Origin of the sequence: Tsukamurella sputi (genome assembly GCF_007858445.1) — a bacterium.
Classification (GTDB): Bacteria; Actinomycetota; Actinomycetes; order Mycobacteriales; family Mycobacteriaceae; genus Tsukamurella; species Tsukamurella sputi.
The window spans coordinates 167,202-188,073 of record NZ_VIGV01000005.1; the positions used below are offsets into that span (position 1 = coordinate 167,202).

The 20,872-nt window shown below is 70.7% G+C and carries 21 protein-coding genes; 4 read left to right on the forward strand and 17 right to left on the reverse strand.

Annotation, left to right across the window (positions count from 1 at the left end):
• Positions 1-81: 81 nt before the first annotated feature.
• From FK268_RS17070 to FK268_RS17095, 6 genes are all read right to left on the reverse strand, one after another.
• Positions 82-759, reverse strand: a complete 678-nt coding sequence (locus FK268_RS17070) for a TetR/AcrR family transcriptional regulator (protein WP_146436233.1) — start codon at positions 757-759, stop codon at positions 82-84.
• Between the two features lie 5 nt (positions 760-764).
• Positions 765-2,930 (reverse strand): MMPL family transporter, encoded by a 2,166-nt coding sequence (locus FK268_RS17075; RefSeq protein ID WP_146436235.1) that lies wholly within the window; start codon positions 2,928-2,930, stop codon positions 765-767.
• Positions 2,931-3,037: 107 nt separating this feature from the next.
• Positions 3,038-3,736: a carbon-nitrogen hydrolase family protein gene (locus tag FK268_RS17080; protein WP_158636136.1), complete on the reverse strand. Its 699-nt coding sequence runs from the start codon at positions 3,734-3,736 to the stop codon at positions 3,038-3,040.
• Positions 3,737-3,761: 25 nt separating this feature from the next.
• Complete coding sequence (locus FK268_RS17085) at positions 3,762-4,385, reverse strand: CYTH domain-containing protein (RefSeq protein WP_146436239.1); 624 nt, start codon at positions 4,383-4,385, stop codon at positions 3,762-3,764.
• Positions 4,386-4,433: 48 nt separating this feature from the next.
• Complete coding sequence (locus tag FK268_RS17090) at positions 4,434-4,640, reverse strand: heavy-metal-associated domain-containing protein (protein WP_146436241.1); 207 nt, start codon at positions 4,638-4,640, stop codon at positions 4,434-4,436.
• A gap of 79 nt (positions 4,641-4,719) precedes the next feature.
• Entirely contained in the window at positions 4,720-5,886 is a 1,167-nt protein-coding gene (locus FK268_RS17095) for a serine hydrolase domain-containing protein (RefSeq protein WP_146436243.1), read from the reverse strand.
• Between FK268_RS17095 and FK268_RS17100 the strand changes: the two genes are divergently transcribed.
• Both FK268_RS17100 and FK268_RS17110 read left to right on the forward strand, forming a co-directional pair.
• Complete coding sequence (locus tag FK268_RS17100) at positions 5,885-6,361, forward strand: NUDIX hydrolase (protein ID WP_146436245.1); 477 nt, start codon at positions 5,885-5,887, stop codon at positions 6,359-6,361. The genes FK268_RS17095 and FK268_RS17100 overlap by 2 nt on opposite strands.
• A 446-nt stretch (positions 6,362-6,807) precedes the next feature.
• Positions 6,808-7,389, forward strand: coding sequence for an endonuclease domain-containing protein (locus tag FK268_RS17110; RefSeq protein ID WP_146436247.1), 582 nt, complete (start codon positions 6,808-6,810; stop codon positions 7,387-7,389).
• A 69-nt stretch (positions 7,390-7,458) separates the two neighbouring features.
• Here FK268_RS17110 and FK268_RS17115 read toward each other — a convergent pair whose 3' ends face one another.
• On the reverse strand, positions 7,459-9,153 hold the full coding sequence (locus FK268_RS17115) for an FAD-dependent oxidoreductase (RefSeq protein WP_146436249.1): 1,695 nt from the start codon (positions 9,151-9,153) through the stop codon (positions 7,459-7,461).
• A gap of 138 nt (positions 9,154-9,291) precedes the next feature.
• Here FK268_RS17115 and FK268_RS17120 point away from each other — a divergent pair, with 138 nt between their 5' ends.
• Complete coding sequence (locus FK268_RS17120) at positions 9,292-9,870, forward strand: TetR/AcrR family transcriptional regulator (protein WP_146436251.1); 579 nt, start codon at positions 9,292-9,294, stop codon at positions 9,868-9,870.
• Positions 9,871-9,893: 23 nt separating this feature from the next.
• Here FK268_RS17120 and mce1N read toward each other — a convergent pair whose 3' ends face one another.
• From mce1N to FK268_RS17155, 7 genes are all read right to left on the reverse strand, one after another.
• A complete protein-coding gene (gene mce1N, locus FK268_RS17125) occupies positions 9,894-10,379 on the reverse strand; it encodes a transport-regulating membrane protein Mce1N (protein WP_146436253.1) in 486 nt (161 codons plus the stop codon).
• Positions 10,376-10,975, reverse strand: coding sequence for a hypothetical protein (locus FK268_RS17130; RefSeq protein WP_146436255.1), 600 nt, complete (start codon positions 10,973-10,975; stop codon positions 10,376-10,378). The genes mce1N and FK268_RS17130 overlap by 4 nt, the downstream gene beginning before the upstream one ends.
• On the reverse strand, positions 10,951-11,943 hold the full coding sequence (hemB, locus tag FK268_RS17135) for a porphobilinogen synthase (protein ID WP_146436257.1): 993 nt from the start codon (positions 11,941-11,943) through the stop codon (positions 10,951-10,953). The genes FK268_RS17130 and hemB overlap by 25 nt, the downstream gene beginning before the upstream one ends.
• 21 nt (positions 11,944-11,964) lie before the next feature.
• Positions 11,965-13,677, reverse strand: coding sequence for a bifunctional uroporphyrinogen-III C-methyltransferase/uroporphyrinogen-III synthase (locus FK268_RS17140; protein WP_231707121.1), 1,713 nt, complete (start codon positions 13,675-13,677; stop codon positions 11,965-11,967).
• 26 nt (positions 13,678-13,703) lie between these two features.
• Entirely contained in the window at positions 13,704-14,645 is a 942-nt protein-coding gene (gene hemC / locus FK268_RS17145) for a hydroxymethylbilane synthase (protein ID WP_146436259.1), read from the reverse strand.
• 1 nt (position 14,646) lies between these two features.
• On the reverse strand, positions 14,647-15,984 hold the full coding sequence (locus FK268_RS17150; protein ID WP_146436261.1) for a glutamyl-tRNA reductase: 1,338 nt from the start codon (positions 15,982-15,984) through the stop codon (positions 14,647-14,649).
• Positions 15,985-16,190: 206 nt separating this feature from the next.
• The gene (locus FK268_RS17155; protein ID WP_146436262.1) at positions 16,191-16,448 is read right to left on the reverse strand and encodes a glutaredoxin family protein; all 258 of its coding nucleotides are present in this window, start codon (positions 16,446-16,448) and stop codon (positions 16,191-16,193) included.
• Between the two features lie 74 nt (positions 16,449-16,522).
• On the opposite strand from FK268_RS17155, the gene FK268_RS17160 reads away from it, so the two are divergent.
• Positions 16,523-17,410, forward strand: a complete 888-nt coding sequence (locus FK268_RS17160) for an HAD family hydrolase (protein WP_146436324.1) — start codon at positions 16,523-16,525, stop codon at positions 17,408-17,410.
• Between the two features lie 107 nt (positions 17,411-17,517).
• On the opposite strand, the gene FK268_RS17165 is transcribed toward FK268_RS17160, so the two are convergent.
• The 3 genes from FK268_RS17165 to FK268_RS17175 all read right to left on the reverse strand — a co-directional run bounded on the left by FK268_RS17165 (position 17,518) and on the right by FK268_RS17175 (position 20,843).
• The gene (locus tag FK268_RS17165; RefSeq protein ID WP_146436264.1) at positions 17,518-18,441 is read right to left on the reverse strand and encodes a type IV toxin-antitoxin system AbiEi family antitoxin; all 924 of its coding nucleotides are present in this window, start codon (positions 18,439-18,441) and stop codon (positions 17,518-17,520) included.
• A gap of 247 nt (positions 18,442-18,688) precedes the next feature.
• Complete coding sequence (locus tag FK268_RS17170; protein WP_146436266.1) at positions 18,689-19,756, reverse strand: lysophospholipid acyltransferase family protein; 1,068 nt, start codon at positions 19,754-19,756, stop codon at positions 18,689-18,691.
• A gap of 4 nt (positions 19,757-19,760) precedes the next feature.
• Positions 19,761-20,843 carry an NAD-dependent epimerase/dehydratase family protein gene (locus FK268_RS17175; RefSeq protein WP_146436268.1) on the reverse strand — a complete coding sequence of 361 codons (1,083 nt, stop codon included), beginning with the start codon at positions 20,841-20,843 and terminating at the stop codon, positions 19,761-19,763.
• Between the last annotated feature and the right edge of the window lie 29 nt (positions 20,844-20,872).

Genomic DNA, 20,872 nt, shown 5'->3' on the forward strand with positions numbered 1-20,872 from the left:
ACGATGTGAGGAACACACTGCGCGAGCCGCCCGCTCTGCTGAACGTTTGCGGTCAGCGTGATTCGGGCCGCGGCGGGAGGATCACTCGCCCCGGAACTCCCGGACCATCCGCAGGGCCTCGGCTCCGTCGGGCAAGGAGTCCATGCCCGCGGTGAGGGCGATACCGAGGCAGGCACCACTGATCACGCGGTCCGCGTACTCCATCGGGTCGCCCCACGGCAGGAAGGGCTTGGCGACGAGCAGCGAGGCGACGCCGTGCACGATCGTCAGCATGCGCAGCGCGATCGGCTGCGGATCGCCGGGCGGGTAGTAGCCCTCGGCCTGCAGGTCGCGGACGTTCCGTTCGAGGTGCGCGAACGCGGCGGTGTTCAGCACCTGGTCCACGTCCGAGGCGTCGGGCGACGGGGTCATCGCCGCGAGCCGGTACAGCTCGGGGGTGGCGAGCGCGAACCGGATGAAGGCGAGCCCCTGCGCCCGTGCCGCGTCCAGCGGCGTGGGCGCACCCGCCTCTGCCTCGGTGAGGGCGTCGTCGAGCTGGCCGAAGTAGCGCGCGACGACGGCCGTGAGCAGCGCGTCCTTGTCCGGGTAGTGCAGGTAGATCGACGGCGGGGTCACCCCGGCGCGCTGCGCCACGGCGCGGATCGAGACCGCCTCGGCGCTGCCGGTCTCGATCAGCAGGCCCGTCGCGGCGTCGAGGATGTCGGCCGCCAGTCGCTCCCCGTCACCCCGCTTGTTGCGCCGCCGTCTTCCCTGCTCCATAGTGCCTACGATTCTCGCAGACCGACGCGGTCGTAGAGCCGCTTCATCGGCGCGGGCGCCCACCAGTTCCACACTCCGGCCACGCGCATGAAGGCGGGCACCAGCAGCATGCGGATCAGCGTGGCGTCGAGCAGCACCGCGATCATCATGCCCACGCCGAACATCTTCATGAAGGAGACACCGGCGAAACCGATGGCGGCGAAGACGATCGCCATCAGCAGCGCCGCGGCGGTCACGACGCGGCCCGTACGGGTGATGCCCATGGCGACGGCCTCGTCGTTGGCGGCGTGGTCCTTGGTCTCCGAGTGGTCCCAGAACTCCTTGATCCGGGAGAGCAGGAAGACCTCGTAGTCCATCGAGAGACCGAAGGCGATGCAGAACATCAGCACCGGCATGTTGGCGATGATCGCGCCGGTGACCGTCGTGTCGAGCCCGCCGAGCCAGCCCCACTGGAAGATCGCGACCAGCGCGCCGAACACCGCCGACAGTGAGATCACGTTCATCACCAGGGCTTTGAGCGGCAGCACCAGGCTGCCGGTGAGTAGGAACAGCAGGACGAAAGTGGTCACCGCGATCACGATGAGGACCGTCGGCAGGGTGTCGAGGATCGACTCCACGGAGTCGCGATTGAGCTGCGCGGAGCCGCCGAACGACGGCGGCGCGGGCGCTGCCACCGCGTGCAGGCGGTCGAGCTGGTCCGATGCGGCATCGGTCAGCGGATCCAGCTTCGACGAGACCAGCAGCAACGCGGTCCCGTTCGCCGCGCGGGCGGTCGGGTCACCGTCGGCGATGCGCTGCCCGCCGAGGTACGTGCCCGACGGCGCCACCACGGCCCCTGTGTCCGGCACCTGCGAGAGGCGGACGGCGTAGTCGGCAACGGCACCGTCGTCCACGGGAGCGGTGAGGACCACACTGACCTGCCCTGAGGCGTCCTCGGCGAAGTCCGAGCGGATGGTGTCGCCCACCTGGTGCGAGCTCGACGAGGACGGCAGGACCCGGTCGTCGGGGAATCCGAAATGAATGCTCAGGAAGGGGCTTCCGAGCACGAGGAGGAGCGCGATCAGGGCCAGCCCGATGGGGACGGCGCGCCGCAGCACGCCGCGGGTGAAGCGGTAGAACAGGCTGTCCTGCGGCGCCGCCTCCTCGCGCCGGCGGCCGATCTTCACCGCGTCCACGCGATCGCCCAGCACCGTGAGGATCGCGGGCGTGAGGATCAGCGTGGCGAGCGCCGCGAAGGCGACCACGGCCACGCCCGCGTAGGCGAAGGAGCGCAGGAAGTACATCGGGAAGATCGCCATGGCGGCCAGCGACAGGCCGACGATGACGGCGGAGAACAGCACGGTGCGGCCGGCGGTGTTCATGGTGCGGCGCAGGGCCTCCGACCGATCGCCGCCCACTGCGACCTCCTCGCGGTAGCGGGAGATCACCAACAGCGTGTAGTCGATCGCGAGGGCGAGACCCATGGCGGTGGTGAGGTTGAGCGCGAAGATCGAGACGTCGGTGAACGCGGTGAACGCGCGCAGGATGCCGGTGGTGGCGATGATCGCCGCGATGCCGATGAGCACCGGGATCGCCGCGGCCACCAGGCCGCCGAAGACCCACACCAGCACGAGGAAGGTGATGGGGATGGCGACGGCCTCCGCGATCAGCAGGTCGCGCGAGGACTGGTCGTTGATCTGCGCGTAGCTGTACGCCTGGCCGCCGGCGGTCACCGTGACCGGCGACGGCGGCGCCGGCAAATCGCCGACGATGGCCTTCGCGTTGAGCGGCGCCCGCGATTCGCCACCCGCGATCGCGGCGACGATGAGCGCGGTGCGCTTGTCCTCGCTGACCAGCATGGGGGTGGGCGTGCTGAAGCCGTCGACGACGCTCTCGACGCGCCCGTCGGCCCTGAGCCGGTCGACGAGGCCCCGGCCGTACGCACCGGCGGCGGCCTCCTGCCCCTCGGGAACCGAGATGGCGAGGACCAGCGGCAGGCCGCCGCGGTGGAAGTCGTCGGCCATGCGGTTGTAGGTCTGCATCGCCTCGGCCTGCGGGTCGACGTAGCCGCCGGCCTGCAGCTTGTCGGCGACACCGGCGCCCGCGAGCCCGAGCCCGGCCAGCAGGATCACGGCCAGCAGCAGCACGGCCTTCGCGCGGCGCGCGACGAAGCGGGTGAGTGCGTCGATCATCGTGCGTCCCCTTCCAATTGTGTTAACGACGTTAAGTTAACACCGTTAATACATGGCGCGTCAACCGCCCGGGGAAGGAGATCCCGATCACGCCCGGGAAGGATCGCTCACGGCAGCGCCGTGAGGACCACCTCGTCGTCCCGCCCCAGGGCGGAGGCGACCGGCAGCCCCGTCGAGGCCCACACCCCCGAGCAGCCCGCCGACCTCACGCCGTTTGGAAAGCCGCCGAGGTTCGCCGAGACGACGGCCATACCTGTGTCCCGGGCTCGGCGCGACATCCGCGTGTCGTGCTTCTCCTCCTCGCCCTGCGCGTACAGCACCGAGGCGATGTAGGCGTCCGCGCCCGCCACCCGGACCGCGTCGGCATGGGAACCGAAAGCGGTGTCCAAGCACACCGCGAATCCGAGCTTCCTGCCGCGCAACGGCGCGACCACGACGTCCTCAGCCGGAACGAAGACGTCCACCTCGCCGCCGTGCAGGTGCGTCTTCGCCGCGACCAGGTCCGAGGCCCCGCCGACTACGAGAGATGCTAGACACCTTGCACCACAATCGATCACCGGCGCGCCCACCACGACCAGAGCGTCTGCATCAGCGGCCGCGCGGCGCAGTCCGTGCAGCCGGTCGTCGCCCGGAACGAACCACTCCCCGTCGGCGAGGTCGAGGTGGTAGCCGGTGAGCGAGAGCTCGGGAAAGACGATGAGGTGTGCACCGCGGGCGATCGCCTTACGCGCGATCCGCTCGCTCCGAGCGATGTTGTCGGCAACGTCACCTACGACGGCGACGAACTGGACAGCGGCGACGGTCACGCCGCCAGTCTGCGACGTGATGTGATCACACTCCGCCGAGGCGGTTCTCGCCCAGGCTGTGCACGAACCGCGGGCCGAGGAGGGCGAGCTCACGGGTGTAGGCCTCGGACCAGCCACCGAAGGGCACGTGCGCGAGGTACTCATTGCGGAAGCGGTCGTCCTCGGAGACCTCGGTGGCACAGAAGTCGGGGATCGCGAGGTCCACGACGGGACCGCCGCGCTCGACCTCCGCCATCACGAGCGGGGCATTGGTGCCGAGGAAGTCGTCGATGATCCAGCCGTCCTCGCCGAGCCACATCGAGTAGCGCACCTTGGCGACCACATGCTCGGCGCGACGCACGATCTGACCCGCGACCAGGGCGTCGAGCTCGCGTTCGGCCTCGTACCGGGTGCCGCTCACGGCGGGCCCCTTGGCCGTCATGGTTCCGGTGGTCACGCCGTCCAGGGCGTCGACCAGCGCGCCCGGATCGTCGGTCAGCTCCGACGGTGCCGGACCCTGCACGCGCACCCGGACGGCGTAGCCGTCGGCGGCGAACAGGTAGGCCTGCACGATCAGCGTGGGCGCGGGGTCGAGAGCAGCGGCCTCGGGGACCTCGCGCACGAAGAACTTGCGCTCGAACTCGAAGTCCCCGAAACCCTGCTCAGACATGCCCCCACCGTAGCCGGTCGGGGCGGTGATCCGCGGGAAGCGGACCGCTCAGACCAGCGTGTAGCCGGCCTCCTTGACGGCGGCCTCGACAGCGTCGCGCGACAGCTCCGCCTCGCTGGCGACGGTCACGGCACCGGTCTCGACGTTCACGTCCACGCCGGTCACTCCGCCGATCTCCGAGATCTCCTCGCGCACCGAGGACGCGCAGTGTCCGCAGGTCATGCCGGTCACGGTGTAGGTGCTCTCCACTGCCATTTCTCGCTCCTTGTCTCGGACGGCCCCAGGGCCTCCATGGTCCCGCGCACCGTCGACACCACGATACCCCCTAGGGGTATCAACCCGCCACCGCGGCCGTGCAGAACCGCTCGATCGGCCCGCCCTCCGCCGGACCCGCGAGCTGCAGTTGACTGAGCCACACAGCGATGCGATCGGTCTCGGGGAAGAAGTAGAACGCCGTGCCCGAGCCGCCCACCCAGCCGTACCGCCCGGGCACGTTCCAGGGATGCACGCGGTCCACGTCCACCCCGCCGCCGTAGCCCCACCCACCGCCGTCGAGGAAGACGTTCCCGGGCTGCGGCGGAACCTGCACCGCCGTCATCGCGGCGACGGATTCCGGACTCAGCACACGCACACCGTCGGATTCGCCTGCGCCGCGCAGCATCCGGCCGAAGCGGAGCAGATCGTCGAGGGTCGAGAGCAGTCCACCGCTGCCGGACTCGAAGGCCGGCGGTGGGACGAAGGCACCGTCGGCCGGGTCCACGATCGCCAGGCCCTCCGGCGTCGCCGTCACGGCGTCGCCCAACCGGGACCGCATCGCCCCTGTGGCCCGGAAAGCCGTGTCGGACATGCGCAGTGGCGAGAGGACAGCGTCGGCGAGGACATCGCCGAGCGAGCCGCCCGTCGCGCGCGAGAGCAGCACACCGAGGATGTCCGCCCCCGTGTTGTAGGTCCACCCCTCCCCCGGCTGGTGCGCGAGCGGCAGGCGGGCGGCGGTCGCGATCCACTCGTCGGGCGGCGGGGTGCCGAGCGGGTCCGCTGGGCCCTGCTTCAGCTCCCCGAACAGCGCCGCCATCAACGGCGCGGAGAAGTCGGAGATCATGCCGAGTCCGCCGGTGAACGAGAGCAGGTGCCGCACGGTGACGGGCCGCACGGCGGGCACGGTGTCGTCGAGCGGGCCACTCGGGTCGCGGAGGACGCGCGGCTCAGCGAGCTCGGGTAACCAGCGCGCCACCGGATCGTCGAGCCCGACGGTGCCACGCTCGACGTGCACGAGGGCCGTCGCGGCGAGGATCGGCTTGCCGATGGACGCGATCCGGAAGACGGTGTCGCGCGTCATCGGCACGCCCGCGGCCCGCTCGCCGGCCACGGCGACCTCGACTCCGGAGGGATCGTCGAACGCCGCGACGGCGCCCGGGAGCGGCCCCTGTGCGATCTCCTGCGTGATCAGCTCCTGCAGCACGGGCGCCTCCCGGGTCGGATCCTTACGTACCCTGGCAAGCATGCCCATCCCCGAGTACGTCCGCAGCATCCGCGAGAAGATCGGTACCGACCTGCTGTGGCTGCCCGGCGTCGCGGCCGTGGTGGTGAACGACACCGGTGAGGTCCTGCTCGGCCGCCGCGCGGATACCGGCGAGTGGGCGTCGATCGCGGGGATCCTCGAGCCCGGCGAGCAGCCCGCCGAGGCGATCGTCCGCGAGATCCGGGAGGAGGCGGGCGTTGAGGCCGAGGTGATCGACCTGCTCGCACTGCGCACCGACGAGCCCATCCGCTACCCGAACGGCGATGCGGCGCAGTACCTCACGATCCTGTTCCTGTGCCGGTACGTCTCCGGCGAGGCGCACGTCGCCGACGACGAGTCCCTCGAGGTCGGCTGGTTCGCCCCGAGTGCGCTGCCGACCATGTCCGTGCGCCAGCGCGAGCGCGTGCACCGCGGCCTCGCCGCCCTCCGCGGCGACACCCGTCCCGCCTGGCGATAGCTCTGCCCAATTTCGGGTCCAACCGCGCTCCGCGGCAGGATTCGCCTGCGTAGGGCTCTGAAACCCGACTTTCGAGACCGGGCTACTCCACAACTTCGCGTACGTAACGTGTTTCCTCCACAGGCACTCCTCTCCGACGCCCGTCCGGCATGGACTGCGCCGCAGGATGACGCCATGGATCCACGAATCCCGATGGTCGCAGCGGCGAACGGCGGTGTGATGTCCAGGCGTCACCTGGTGCGACTGGGCGTCGATCCGCACGAGATCGCCGCTCTCCGTCGACGGGGCGCGATCACCGTCATCCGTCGAGGCTGGTACGCCACCGCCACGGCGAAGCACGCCGTCGTCTCGGCAGTCCGCTCGGGCGCCGCGGTGACCTGCGTGTCGGCGCTCGAGTACAGCTCCGCAGTGTGGACTCCGCCCACGGGCGACCGTATCCATCTCCGATGGCCGGAACATCGGCCGCCCGCGCTGCGGTCGCAGCCGTCGTGCCGCGCGCACCGCCCGCTCGCCACGCCGCTCCACGCCGTCGATCCGCTTCCGTCGCGCTGCAGTGCGTGGCGAACTGCCTCCCGGCCGACCAGTTCGTCGCGGTACTGGACTCGACGCTGCGAATGCCTCAGCCCTACACCGTCGATCACTTGGCCGATGTCTTCGACGGAGCATCGCGCCGCATCGCCCGACTCCTCGGCATGCTCGATCCGATGGCGGGCTCTGGCACCGAGTCGCTGGTCCGGTACCGGCTGGCGTGTGCCGGCATCCGGGTCCGTTCGCAGGTCACGATCCGCGGTGTCGGGCGCGTGGACCTGCTCGTCGGCGACAAGCTCATCGTCGAATGCGACAGCGAGGGATATCACGGCGGTACCCAGCGACGATCGGACAACCGGAGGGACCGCATCGCGACCGTCGGCGACTTCCGGGTCCTCCGCATCGACTACACCGACGTGCTGTTCGACTGGGACGCGGTACTCCAGGACATCCTCGCGATCGTGCGCAGCGGCCGACACAAAGGTCTGACTCGATTCTGAAAGTCGGGTTCCGCGGAGCTCTGCAGCCAGATCTTACCGCGGTGGGCCGTGAAACCCGACTTTCGGAAGTCAGACCACGTACAGGGGCAGACGCAGGGCTCCTGGGGCCGATGCGGGGACCACCGGATGCACCGGTGCGACCGGGGAGATCCGGCGGTAGGGCTCGCCCTGCGGCGCCCGCTGATCGGCCTCGCCCTTGTTCGGCCACAGCGCCGCGGCCCGCTCGGCCTGCGCGGTGATCGTCAATGACGGGTTCACGCCCAGGTTCGCGGAGACCGCGGAACCGTCGACGACGCTGAGCGTCGGATAGCCGTACACCCGGTGGTACGGATCGATGACGCCCCGCGAGGCGTCCGCGCCGATCGCGCAGCCGCCGAGGAAGTGCGCCGTCATGGGGATGTTGAAGACCTCGCCCCAGGTGCCCGCAGCGGCGCCGCCGATCTTGTCGGCGATGCGTCGCGTGGCCTCGTTCCCCAACGGGATCCACGTCGGGTTCGGCTCGCCGTGCCCCTGCCGCGAGGACATCCTCCGACCGAACAGCCCGCGCTTGGTGAAGGTGGTGATCGAGTTGTCGAGGTTCTGCATGACCAGCGCGATGATCGTCCGCTCGCTCCAGCCGTGCACGAACAGCACGCGCAGGAAGGCCAGCGGATGCCGCACGACGGTGCCCAGGAACGTCAGCCAGCGCGGAGTCCGGCCGCCGCCGTCGGTCATGAGCGTCTGCAGCATGCCCATCGCGTTGGAGCCCTTGCCGTAGCGCACCGGCTCGACGTGGGTGTCATTGCTCGGATGGAAGGACGACGTGATCGCCACGCCGCGGGTGAGGTCGAGCTCCTTGTCGACGGTCATCCGCACCGCGGAGAGGATGGACTCGGAGTTGGTGCGGGTCAGCACGCCCACGCGGTCGGAGAGATCCGGCAGGGATCCGTTGTCGCGGAGCCGGTGCAGCAGTTGCTGGGTACCCCAGGTTCCCGCGGCGAAGACCACGTGCTGCGCCGTGTAGGTGAGGCGGCGTTTGCGGAGCCTCGCGCCCGAGCGGACCGTCGCCACCTCCCAGACGCCGTCGCCGCGCTGCGAGAGACCGGTCACCGTCGTGAGCGGGTGCACGTGCGCGCCGGCCCGCTCCGCGAGGCCGAGATAGTTCTTGACCAGGGTGTTCTTCGCACCGTGGCGGCAGCCCGTCATGCACTCGCCGCACTCGATACAGCCGGTGCGGTCCGGTCCGGCACCGCCGAAGAACGGGTCGGGCACCGTCTTCCCCGGCTCGCCGAAGTACACGCCGACGGGGGTCTGGATGAAGGTCTCGCCGGCGCCCATGTCGTCCGCGACCTGCTTGACGATCTCGTCCGCGGGGGTCATGTGCGGGTTCTGCACCACGCCGAGCATGCGACGGCCCTGGTCGTAGTAGGGCGAGAGCTCGTCGAACCAGTCGGTGATACCGGACCACTGCTCGTCGGCGAAGAAGGAGGCGGGCGGCTTGTACAGCGTGTTCGCGTAGTTGAGCGAGCCGCCGCCGACACCCGCCCCGGCCAGGATGAGGCAGTCGCGCAGCATGTGGATGCGCTGGATGCCGTAGAGGCCGAGCGCGGGCATCCAGACGAATCTACGCAGGTCCCAGCTGGTCTTCGCGAAGTCCTCGTCCGCGAACCGGCGCCCCGCCTCGAGGACGCCCACGCGGTAGCCCTTCTCGGTCAGGCGGAGCGCGGTCACGGATCCTCCGAACCCGGACCCGATCACCAGGACGTCGTAGTCGGTCGCAGACATGGCCTTCTCCCTTCGGGTGAGCGCTCCGCACCGGGCTGAGGCGGGTGACACAACTCACCTTCTTGCTCCAGTTGATTACAACTATGGCTATGTTGTCAACCATCGGGACGGAATCGTCGACCCTGTAGCGTGGTCGGTGTGACGCAGCCGAACTTCCAGGCCGAGGTGCGCAGGCTCCTGCGCGACCGCGCGCTCGACGCCGCCCGCGAGCTGGTCGTGGACCAGGGCTGGGACGCGGTGAACATGTCGCTCATCGCCAAGCGGGTGGGAGTGAGTCGCACCGCGTTGTACAAGGAGCTCGGCGCCAAGGCGGACCTGGCCACCGCGCTGATCCAGCGCGACGCGGACCGCTACCTCGACGCGGTGACCGCCGCGATCGCCGCGGCGGAGACGACTGTCGCCGGCCTCGGCGCGGGCGCGCGGGCGGCCCTGATCCACGGCGCCGACAACACCCTGCTCAAGTCGATCCTGGCCGGCGTTCCGGGCGCGGGAGACGATCTGCTCCCGCTGCTCACCACCGACCCCGACGCCGTGCTCGGGCGGGCCATCGACGCGGTCCGGGCCGCGATCGACGAGCGGCCCGGCGGGACGGCCGTCGACGATGCGACGGTCGAGGTCTTCGTGCGGCTCACCGTGAGCCACCTACTGGCGCCGCGGGGCACCGTCGACGAAGCGGCGGCACAGATCGAGCGCACCGTCGGTGCCCTCATCGGCTGAGAATCGGTCCGCGGCCCGTCCGGTCAGTTCGACGAGCGCGTGGCGAGCAGCGGCTCGAGGGCCGCGCGCACCGCGTAGTCGTTGCGGGCCCAGGCCTGCACCGTCGAACCGTCGGCGAGCTGCAAGCCAACGCCGTACCGACGCCGCGGCACGACGCCCAACCGGCCCATGGCCCGAGCGGACGACCACGCGGGGAAGTCCTCGGGCTTCGCCTTGCGCGGGTGGTCGGGGGCCTTGCCGGGCAGGATCCGCTCGATCTCGGCCACGGGGATCGTCTCCTCGCCGCAGCGCAGCTCGTCGGGCGTGACGGCCATCGAGACGTGCGTGCGTCCCGCCGTCACCTGCAGCCAGACGAAGCCCTGCGTCGCGAGCCCCAGCAGCAGCCAGATCCACCACTCCGAGGTGCGGCCCGCGAGCAGCCACTGGGTGAGGATCATCCCCACCGTCGCCACGGGCACGATCAGCAACCAGACGCGGGACAGGCCCCGCTCGGCGTACAGCGGCGTCACCGGGGAGCCGCCGTCGACCCGGGCTTGAAGTAGTCCATCGCCTCGCGACTGTTGGACGTGATCATCGCCCCCACCACCGCGATGGCCGCGAGGATCGCGGGCACCGCGATCGAGGCGTTGCCCGAGAAGAAGGCGAGTACGCCCTGCACCAGGACGAACGCTGCGACGAACTGCAGCAGCAGCCGCGCCCAGGGCTGCCCGCGCCAGAGGAAGTAGACGAAGACGCCCACCAGGGCGACGCCGACCACCACCATGACCAGGGCGAGCACGAAGGTCGCGGTGTCGTACTGCTCGAAGCTCTTGTACTGCTCGCGTGAGGTGCGGGCGATGATGCCGTCGCCCTCACGCATCCGCTCGAACTGCTCGCGCAGCTCGGCGGAGCCGCGGGTCGAGAAGGCCTGCGCCACGCGGGAGAGCGCGGAGGTGATGATGACGAAGATCCACAGCTGCACGGAGAGCTTGACGTCATCGGGCCGGGGGCCGCGCTCGGGTTTCGGCACGGGCGGCGGCGCGGGCCACGTCGGCGGCTGCGGTCCGGGACCGGGCCAGACGGGGCCCTGGTGCTGCATGTTCACCAGGTCCCCCGGTTCAGCCACCGTGCGGCCTCGGTGGCCCAGTAGGTGAGAACGATGTCGGCGCCCGCGCGACGGATCGACAGCAGCGACTCGCGGATCGCGGCGTCGCGGTCGATCCAGCCGTTCTGCGACGCGGCGGTGATCATCGAGTACTCGCCCGAGATCTGGTACGCGGCGACGGGCACCGGCGAGGCGGCGGCCACGTCGGCCAGCACGTCCAGGTAGCTCATCGCGGGCTTGACCATCACGATGTCGGCGCCCTCGGCGAGGTCGAGCTCCAGCTCGCGCAGCGACTCCCGGCGGTTCGCTGCGTCCTGCTGGTAGGTGCGACGATCGCCCTGCAGCGACGAGCCGACGGCCTCGCGGAACGGGCCGTAGAAGGGCGAGGCGTACTTCGCGGTGTACGCGAGCAGCGAGACGTCCTGGTGGCCCGCGGAATCCAGTGCGGAGCGGAGCACGCCGATCTGGCCGTCCATCATCCCCGACGGTCCGAGCATGTGCGCCCCGGCGTCCGCCTGCGCGACGCCCATGAGGGCGTACCGCTCCAGCGTGGCGTCGTTGTCCACGCGGCCGTGTGCGTCGAGGACGCCGCAGTGCCCGTGCGAGGTGAACTCGTCCAGGCAGGTGTCGGCCATGATCACTGTGGCATCGCCCAGGTCCTCCCGCAGGGCCCGCAGGCCGCGGTTGAGCACCCCGTCGGGATTCCACGCGACGCTGCCCTCGGCGTCCTTGTCGGCATCGTCGGGCACCCCGAAGAGCATCAGCCCGCCCACGCCCTCCCGCACGGCCTCCTCGGCCGCGGCGCGCAGCGAGTCGACGGTGTGCTGGACGACGCCGGGCATCGACGAGATCTCCAGCGGAGCGTCGATGCCGTCGCGCACGAACATCGGCAGCACCAGCTGCCGCGGCTCCACCGAGACCTCGGCGACGAGCCGCCGGACGGCGGGCGTGGTGCGCAGCCTGCGGGGCCGCACGTGGGGAAAGGTCATGTCTCCCAGACTACGTAACGCCTACGAGCGCGAGCGGCGCGGCTTCTTCCGCGGCGGGGGCAGGGCGCCCTCCGCACGGAGCCGGGACGCGTGCGCGGCCAGCGCCTCGACCAGGTCCTCGACCGAGGCGGTCTCCGGCTGGACGTCCACCCGCAGGCCGAACTCGATCGCGGTCTCGGCCGTCTTCGGGCCGATGCACGCGACGATGGTGCGGGCGTGCGGCTTGCCGGCGATACCGACCAGGTTGCGCACCGTCGAGCTGGAGGTGAAGCAGACCGCGTCGAAGTCGCCCGACTTGATCATCTCGCGGGTCGAGGCGGGCGGCGGCGCGGCGCGCACCGTGCGGTACGCGGTCACGTCGTCGATCTCCCAGCCACGATCGCGCAGGCCCTCGGCGAGGGTCTCGGTGGCGATGTCGGCGCGCGGCAGCAGGACGCGGTTGACCGGGTCGAAGACGTCGTCGAAGGGCGGGAAGACCTCGAGCATGCCCAGGCTGGACTGCTCGCCCGTGGGCAGCAGCTCCGGCTCGATGCCGAAGGCGCGGACCTTGGCGGCGGTCTGCTCGCCGACGCAGGCGATCTTCACGCCCGAGAAGGCGCGGGCGTCCAGGCCGAACTCGATGAACTTCTCCCACACGGCGCGCACGGCGTTCGTGGAGGTGAAGACCACCCACTGGTAGCGGCCGTCGACCAGTCCCTTGACCGCGCGCTCCATCTGCGCGGGGCTCCGCGGCGGCTCGACCGCGATGGTCGGGACCTCCATCGGGATGGAGCCGTGGGCGCGCAGCCGGTTCGACATCTCGGCGGCCTGGTCCTTGGTGCGGGGCACGAGCACGGTCCAGCCGTACAGCGCGCGCGACTCCCACCAGGAGAGCTTGTTCCGCTGGCCCACGACCTTGCCGACGGTGACCACGAGCGGGCCGGGCAGGCCCGCGCCGGCCTCGTTCAGCGTGGCGAGCGTGGCCTCGACGGTCTTCTGCTTGCAGGTCGAGCCCTGCGCGGTGACGGCGACCGGGGTCTGCGGCGCGAGGCCGTTCTCGACCAGCGCGGAGGCGGTGTCGGCCAGGTGCTCGGCGGTCGCGCTCAGAACCAGGGGCGACGGTGCCGCGGCCAGCGCCGCCCAGTCGACCTCGCCGCGCACGTCGGCCTCGGTGTGCGCCGAGCCCAGCGCCATGCCGGCGTAGGTGGGGACGGCGGTCGCGGGCGCGAGGCCCGGGACGATCTCGAAGGCGATCTGCGTGCGGGCGACGGCGTTGACCTCGGCCAGCACCGCGTCGTTGGACAGCGGATCGCCGGCGACGAGGCGCACCACGTCGTGGCCGTGACGGGCCTGCGCGAGGAGGGTCTTGGCGACCTCCGCGGGCTCGCCGAGCGCGGGCGCGATGGTGGCGGGGTTGCGCACCGCGGGCTCGCCCTTGCGGCCCTTCGCGGTGGTCGCGTCGGCGGCGTCCTCGTCGCTCTCGATGGGCTCGACCGGCAGCGCGGTACCCACCATGTCGAGGACCGTCTGCGGAACGTCGGGGTCGTTGTAGACCGTCCGTGCGCCCGCGATAGTCTGCTCTGCACGCAGGGTGAGAAGCCCGGGGTCTCCCGGGCCGGATCCCACGAAGGTGATGCGACCCGGCGCCACCGCCCGGCCTCGGGCGGGCTTGGTCGTCTTCGCGGCGACGCGGGTGGACACCGTGTCGGTGTCGGCTGCCGTGTCGGCCTTCGCGGACTGTGCAGTGCGGCTCATGTATCGGCTCCCAGTAGTTGCGGGTGCTACGCGAGCAGGTCGCGTGCGCCCAGGTCGAGCAGCTCCCGTGCCAGCGCGATACCCAACGCGCCGGCCTCGCCCACCGGACCGACCACGGAGGCCCGGACCGAGTCGGAGCCGTCCGCCGCCAGCGCGATGCCGCGCAACGACAGCTCCTCGAAGATCCGACCGTCGTCGTCGAGGGACTCGACGACTTCCGCGATCGCACCGACGGGCGCGGTACACCCTGCCTCCAGTTCGGCGAGGAGGGCACGCTCGGCGGTGACCGCCGCACGCGTGACCGGATCGTCCAGACCGGAGAGCACGGAATGCAGTTCCGCATCGTCGCGTCGGCACTCCACCGCGAGTGCGCCCTGTGCGGGCGCCGGCAGCATCTGCACCGGATCGAGCGCCTCGGTCACCTCGTTCTGGCGACCGATCCGCTTGAGTCCGGCGAGGGCGACCACGATCGCGTCGAGTTCACCGTCCGCTACTTTGCGTAACCGAGAGTCAAGGTTGCCTCGTAGGGGGCGGATTTCCAAACCCAGACCCAGTGCAGTAAGCTGGCTGCCCCGCCGCGGGCTGGACGTACCCACCACGGAACCCGCCGGCAGCTCCCCCAGCACCATGCCGTCGCGCGCCACCAGCGCGTCCCGCGAGTCCTCACGGGGCGGCACGGCGGGCATCGAGAGCCGGTCGTCGGGCGCGGTCGGCAGGTCCTTGTACGAGTGCACGGCCACGTCGACCTCGCCGTTCGCGAGGGCATCGCGCAGCGCGGAGGTGAAGACGCCCACGCCGATCTGCTCGACCGGCGCGGCGCTCAGGTCGCCCGGCGTGGTCACGATGACCAACTCGGCGGGGTGGCCCGCCGCGATCAGCGCGTCGCGCACGGTACCGGCCTGCGTGGTCGCCAGCAGCGACCCGCGGGTGCCGATGCGGATGGGGTTCGGAACGGAGGGCGTGGTCACTTCAGACACTTCGGTCGTCGGATCCTTCGGTCGCGGACACGGCGCCCGTGGCGCCCGGCTTCAGTTCGAAGAGCTCGCGCAGCGCCTCCGCGTAGGAGTCGCCGCCGGGCGTGGCCGCCAGTTGCTTGACGCGCACGGTGGGGGCGTGCAGGAGCTTGTCGACGACGCGGCGCACCGTCTGCGCCACCTCGTCCCGGTCCGTTCCCTCCAGCCCCGGGAGGCGCGAATCCAGCCGCAGCAGTTCGGCTTCCACCACCTCCGCCGCCCGACGGCGCAACGCCGTCACCGTCGGGGTGACCTCGGCGGAGCGCTGCGCGGACAGGTACTCGGCGAGCTCGTCGGAGACGATGCGGCGCGCCTTCTCAGCGTCCTCCTCGGCGGCCTGCGTGCCCGGCTCGCGGGAGAGGGCGTCGATGTCGATGACCGTGACGCCCGGCAGTCCGGAGACGGCCGGGTCGACGTCGCGGGGCAGGCCGAGATCGCACACCACGAGATCGGTGCCGACGGTGCGCTGCGCCAGCGCGGAATGCACGTCGGCGAGGCTCACGACGCTGCCGACGGCGCCGGTGCAGGCGATGAGCACGTCGGCGTCGGCGAGGGCGGCGACCACGCCGTCCATGGCGACGGACCGCGCACCGTCTACCCCGGCGTCGAGGGCGGCCTGCGCGAGGCGCTGCGCCTTGTCCTGCGTGCGGTTGGCGACGGTGACGTCGGAGGCTCCGGCGCGGGCCAGGTGCGCGACGCCGAGGCCGCCCATCGCGCCGGCACCGACGACCACGGCGCGCTGCAACGAGCCGCCCTGCGCGCCGAGGATGGCCTGCGCTCGGTCGAGGGCCACGGAGACGACGGAGGCGCCGGCCTTGTCTATGCCGGTGTCGGTGTGCACGCGCTTGCCCACGTGCAGGGCGCGCTGCGCGAGGTCGTGGACGACGCGGCCCGCGACCTGATGCTCGTCGGAGGCGGCGTAGGCGCCGCGGATCTGGCCCAGGATCTGCTGCTCGCCGACGACCATCGAGTCGAGGCCGCTCGCGACGGAGAACAGGTGCTGGACGGCGGCCTCGGAGTAGCGCACGAAGGCGTGCTTGCTGAGCTCGTTAATGGTGAGGCCGGAGCGGGCGGAGAGCACGTCGGAGACCGCTTCCAGCGCGGGGTGGAAGGCCTCGACGACGGCGTAGATCTCGACGCGGTTGCAGGTGGTGACCACCATGACCTCGTCGATGTGAGGCGACTCCATGAGCTGCGCCAGCACCTTGGGACGATCGGTCTCGGTGATCGCCAGTTTCTCAAGCACCGACACCGGCGCGCTGCGGTGCGACGCGCCGAACAGCAGAACCGACACCCTCGCTGCTCCTTCGAAGATCTTTGCGGGCAACTACAGTCCGTAGTTTCCCGTTAAGGCACGGTACTCCGCATCCCCTGAAATGGGAAAACGCGCACAGCCTCAGCTCACCCGTACGGGTGACGCCCGGTCACCCGCAGTGGTCGATCACCCCAGGATATCGGCTCGCAGCTGCGGAATGTCCGCTTCCCACAGCCGCGGGCCAATCAGGGGCCGAGTTCCGCGCGCAGCCCTACGACATCCACGTCCCAATAGCTGTGCATGGCACCGTCGAGCAACACCACCGGCAGCATGTCGCCGTACTCCCCGCGGTACTCGGTGTTGCCGGGCGCGTCGACGTCCAGCTGCCGGTAGTCGACGGGGCGCTCCGCGGCGCGGAGTTCGTCGACCAGCGCGGTGAGCTGGTCGTGGGCGCGGGCACACATCCCGCAGCCCTCCCTGGTGAGCAGAGTGATCACGGCCATGTGCCGAGTGTCCCACCCCGGCGCAGCCCCGCGCCGCTAAGGTTGAGGGGAATCACGCGAAGCGGGAGGTGCCCTTGTCCGACCAGGCCAGCGCCGAGGAACGTCGGCAGAGTGCGGCGGGCGAGGCGAGCGCCGACGCCGCCCACTCGCTGCTGCTCGAGAAGGAGGGGCGCGAGGACGGGCAGGTGCCGCCCGACCTGACCGCCGCCGCCTTCTTCGACGTCGACAACACGATGGTGCAGGGCGCGTCGATCGTGCACTTCGCCCGCGGCCTCGCGGCACGCAACTACTTCTCCTACTCGGATCTGGCGTCCGCCATCTGGGCCCAGGCCAAGTTCCGGCTCACCGGCAAGGAGAACAGCGAGGACGTGGCCGCCGGCCGCGAGAAGGCGCTGTCCTTCATCGCCGGGCGGTCCACGGAGGAGCTCAAGGCCGTCGGCGAGGAGATCTACGACGAGATCATCGCCGACAAGATCTGGCCGGGCACCCGCGCGCTGGCGCAGATGCATCTCGACGCCGGGCAGCAGGTGTGGCTGGTGACGGCCACCCCCGTCGAGCTGGCGCAGACCATCGCGGACCGGCTGGGCCTCACCGGCGCGCTGGGCACCGTCGCGGAGTCGCAGGACGGGGTGTTCACCGGCAAGCTCGTGGGCGACATCCTGCACGGCCTCGGCAAGGCGCACGCCGTGCGATCGCTGGCGATCCGCGAGGGCCTCAACCTCAAGCGCTGCACCGCCTACAGCGATTCGCACAACGACGTGCCGATGCTCTCCCTGGTGGGCACGGCCGTCGCCATCAACCCGGATTCGGATCTGCGCGATGTCGCGCGGGTGCGGGGCTGGGAGATCCGCGACTACCGCACCGGTCGCAAGGCCGCCAAGATCGGCGTCCCCACCGCCATCGGCGTCGGCGTCGCCATCGGCGGCGCGGCCGCGCTGATCAAGCACTTCAGCGACGACTGAGCCCTCGAGTTCGACGGTGCCCTCGCTGGCCCGTGGCCGTCTCACCGGGCGGACCGCAGTCCACAGATCGCTTCCGATTCTTCATAACGTTGCAGCGTTATGAAGAATCAGGACCGATAGCGGGAAGCTCCGTCGAGCAGTAGGCCGAAGGGCTCGAGGGCGTCGTGCAGCTTGTTCCGGAGGCGATCGGGTTCCTCGCAGTCTTCCCAGTCCCAGTGCGTCGCATACAGGTTCCGCCCCATCAGCAGGCTGTCGCGCTGGATCCTCTGTTCCGAGGTGAATCCGTTCCCCTGCTTGCCCTTGCCGTCGAACTCGCCCACCACACGCTCGGCCCACAGGAAGTCGACACGCGCCTCCAGAGCGCCCGCTGGATTGAAGAACTCCCGCTGCAATTGGGGACGCGGGATCTCGGGCCACTTGAGCATCAGCGCCCGACTGCGGGACTCGCCGACCGACTCCGACAACGGCGACGCCTCTGCCAGCGCCGCGAGCAGATTCGCGCTCCCCCGCCGCCGGCCGAGCCTGCCGATCGCCGCCTCCAGTTCCTCCCGCGTGACGCCCATCCGCAACGCCGCATCCAAGGCGCACACCGCCGCCACGAAGTCGCCGGCCAGCGCGAGGTCGAGAGCGGTCCGCGCGATCGACGTGATCGTCACCCCGTCGACCACCACGACGTCCTCCGCATCGAGTCGGCGGACGTGCAGCCTGCGGCGCCCCCGCTTCGTTCCACCACGCACGCCGTCAGTGGTGAAATCGACCGTCTGCCAATCGGAATTGAGCACCATCATCCCCAGGACCGCCGCCGCGGCCGCGTAGCTGAGCACCACCGACTCCCCTGATCGCTGCGCCGCGGCCAGCGCGCTGATCCGCAGTTCCTCCCACGGCGGCAGCTTCGCCCCCAGGTGATAGGAGCCGCGCCACACCCGGGTCATCGCGTTCTTCCGGCGCCAGCCGCGGATCTGCCGATCCGTCGCGCCCAACGCCACCAACTCGTTGCGGTGCCGGAACTCGACCGGCTCGTTCTCAGTCATGCGCACCCCCGTCGGCGCCCCCACGCCGTCCACTGCATTCTGGCTCACGCTCGGGAATCTCGATGCGGTTCGCCGACTCCAGGATCTGCCGCTATCGGTTCCAGCTCTTCATAGCGTTGCAACGTTATGAAGAAGCAGAACGGATCTGTGGACCGCGGTCCGCCGCCAGCCCACCGGCCGGGACGGCACCGTCGGCCGGACGGCACCGTCGGCCGGACGGCACCGTCGGCCGGACGGCATCGTCGAACTAGAAGTCCTGGAAGATGTTCTTCCGGCGCGCGAGGATGCGGTACAGCGACTGCTGGATGGTCTCGCGCACGTTGTCGGTGAGCTCGAAGACGACCATGGGGTCGTCGGCGTCGGCCTCGGTGAAGCGGTCGGTCGCGATGGGCTCGCCGAACTCGATGTGCCACTTTGACGGCAGCGGCACCATGCCCAGCGGGCCGAACCACGGGAACAGCGGCGTGATCGGCGCGTAGGGCAGGCCCAGCAGGCGCGCGACGGGCTTCACGTCGGCCAGCATCGGGTAGGTCTCCTCCGCCCCGACGATCGACACCGGGATGATCGGCACCTGGGCGCGGATCGCCGCGGTCACGAAGCCGCCGCGGCCGAAGCGCTGCAGCTTGTACCGGTCGCGGTAGAGCTTGCCGATGCCCTTGAAGCCCTCGGGCCACACCGCCACCAGCTCACCGCGGGTGAGCAGCGCCTCCGCGTCGGCGTTGCACGCGACAGTGGCGCCCAACTTGCGCGCGACCTCGCCGATGAACGGGTACTCGAAAGCCAGGTCGGCGGCGAGCAGCCGCAGATGGCGCTGGTCCGGATGGTTGTCGTGCACCGCGACGGCCGACATCAGGCCGTCGAGCGGGATGACGCCCGAGTGGTTGGCGACGAGCAGCGCTCCGCCCTCGCGGGGCAGGTTGTCGGCGCCGGTGGTGTCCACGCGGAACCACTTGTCGTAGACGGGCCGCAGCGCCGGCAGGAAGACCGCGTCCGTGAGGTGCGGATCGAAGCCGAAGGGGTCGATGTCGTAGTCGCCGGTGAGTCGCTCGCGGACGAAGGCGGCACCGTCGATCACCGACTCCGCGGCGCGCTCGCGCCAGCCCGGACCGGGCTCGTCGGGCTGCGCGGCGGCGATGTAGTCGGGGTTGAGGGCGTGCACCGTGGCCTCGCGGCGCGAGGCCGCGGACGCCGGGGTGCCGGTCAGCGCCGACGGGTGCCGCTGCTGCGCGCGCTCGCGCCCCTCGGTGCGAGCGGTGTCGATGGACACGGGCAGCTGCAGCACCTTCGCGTGCTGTGAGCCTGAAGCGTTGGTCATGTGTCTACCGTCCAGCCGTGCCGTACTGAGAACCGGTTCCCGCGAACCTCCGGGCGAGCGAGACCACCCGCTGCTCGGCGCTCAGGAACGAATCCACACCGATTGTAGGTTCTGCGGGCCCGTGGCGGGCGACGTCTTCCATCGCCTGCCGCGTGGTGAAGCGCGGCTCGAAGCCGAGCTCCCGCCGCATCCGCGTCGTGTCGAAGGCGTTGCCGAAGCTGAGGTAGGCCAGCTGCACCGTGTCCGTGGGGGTGCGCCCGCGGCCCCGGATCGCGGCGACGGCCGGCCCGAACGCGGGTTTCACCACCGGGAGCGGCACGCGGCCGGCCAGCCGGATGGCCTGCGACATGGAGATCGCACCGTCACCGGCGATGTTGTACGTGCCCGGTCTCCCGGCCACGACGGCGTGCTCGAGCGCGGCGAGGGCGTCGTCCTGGTGCAGCAGCTGCAGGCGGGCGTCGCGGCCGATGATCGAGGGCACGACCGGCCGCTCGAAGAGCGAGCCGAACAGGGTCTCGATGTTGGGCCCCAGGATCGGGGCCAGCCGCAGCACCGTCAGGTCCAGGTCGGAGCGCCGGCGGGCCATGCTGCGCGCGTAGGCCTCGGCGTCGAGCAGATCGCGCGGGTGACCGCTGGCCGCGGCACCGCCCACCAGATCCTCGGTGATGAGCGCGGGGTTGCGCGACCGCGAGCCGTAGACCTGCGTCGACGAGCGCATGATCACACGCTTGACCGTCTCCGACTTCTGGCACGCGGCGAAGACCCGCATGGAACCGAAGACGATCGCGTCCTTGGTGGACGCCGACGGGAAGTGGTTGTCGGTGACCGACGTGGAGCAGTGGACCACCGTGTCGACCTCGTTGGTCGCCATGATCTTGCCGAAGATGTGGCTGCGGTAGTCGACGCGGATGAACTCCGCGGGCTCCATGCGGCGGTGCATCGTCTTGGTGGGCGGGACCGCGTCGACCCCGATCACCCGCTCGATGTCCGGCCGCTGCGCGAGCCGGCGCACGAGGTAGCCGCCCACGAAAGTGGAGGCGCCCGTCACCATGACGACGCGCGGCGCGCTGACGACCGACTCACTCATTACTGAAGGGTAACCGGAAACACGAAAGC

Coding starts and splice junctions, on each gene's coding strand:
- FK268_RS17070 (WP_146436233.1), bottom strand. CDS start 759: ATGGAGCAGGGAAGACGGCGGCGCAACAAGCGGGGTGACGGGGAGCGA.
- FK268_RS17075 (WP_146436235.1), bottom strand. CDS start 2,930: ATGATCGACGCACTCACCCGCTTCGTCGCGCGCCGCGCGAAGGCCGTG.
- FK268_RS17085 (WP_146436239.1), bottom strand. CDS start 4,385: ATGTCTGAGCAGGGTTTCGGGGACTTCGAGTTCGAGCGCAAGTTCTTC.
- FK268_RS17090 (WP_146436241.1), bottom strand. CDS start 4,640: ATGGCAGTGGAGAGCACCTACACCGTGACCGGCATGACCTGCGGACAC.
- FK268_RS17100 (WP_146436245.1), top strand. CDS start 5,885: ATGCCCATCCCCGAGTACGTCCGCAGCATCCGCGAGAAGATCGGTACC.
- FK268_RS17095 (WP_146436243.1), bottom strand. CDS start 5,886: ATGCTTGCCAGGGTACGTAAGGATCCGACCCGGGAGGCGCCCGTGCTG.
- FK268_RS17110 (WP_146436247.1), top strand. CDS start 6,808: ATGGCCGGAACATCGGCCGCCCGCGCTGCGGTCGCAGCCGTCGTGCCG.
- FK268_RS17115 (WP_146436249.1), bottom strand. CDS start 9,153: ATGTCTGCGACCGACTACGACGTCCTGGTGATCGGGTCCGGGTTCGGA.
- hemB (WP_146436257.1), bottom strand. CDS start 11,943: ATGACCTTTCCCCACGTGCGGCCCCGCAGGCTGCGCACCACGCCCGCC.
- FK268_RS17140 (WP_231707121.1), bottom strand. CDS start 13,677: ATGAGCCGCACTGCACAGTCCGCGAAGGCCGACACGGCAGCCGACACC.
- FK268_RS17155 (WP_146436262.1), bottom strand. CDS start 16,448: ATGGCCGTGATCACTCTGCTCACCAGGGAGGGCTGCGGGATGTGTGCC.
- FK268_RS17165 (WP_146436264.1), bottom strand. CDS start 18,441: ATGACTGAGAACGAGCCGGTCGAGTTCCGGCACCGCAACGAGTTGGTG.
- FK268_RS17170 (WP_146436266.1), bottom strand. CDS start 19,756: ATGACCAACGCTTCAGGCTCACAGCACGCGAAGGTGCTGCAGCTGCCC.
- FK268_RS17175 (WP_146436268.1), bottom strand. CDS start 20,843: ATGAGTGAGTCGGTCGTCAGCGCGCCGCGCGTCGTCATGGTGACGGGC.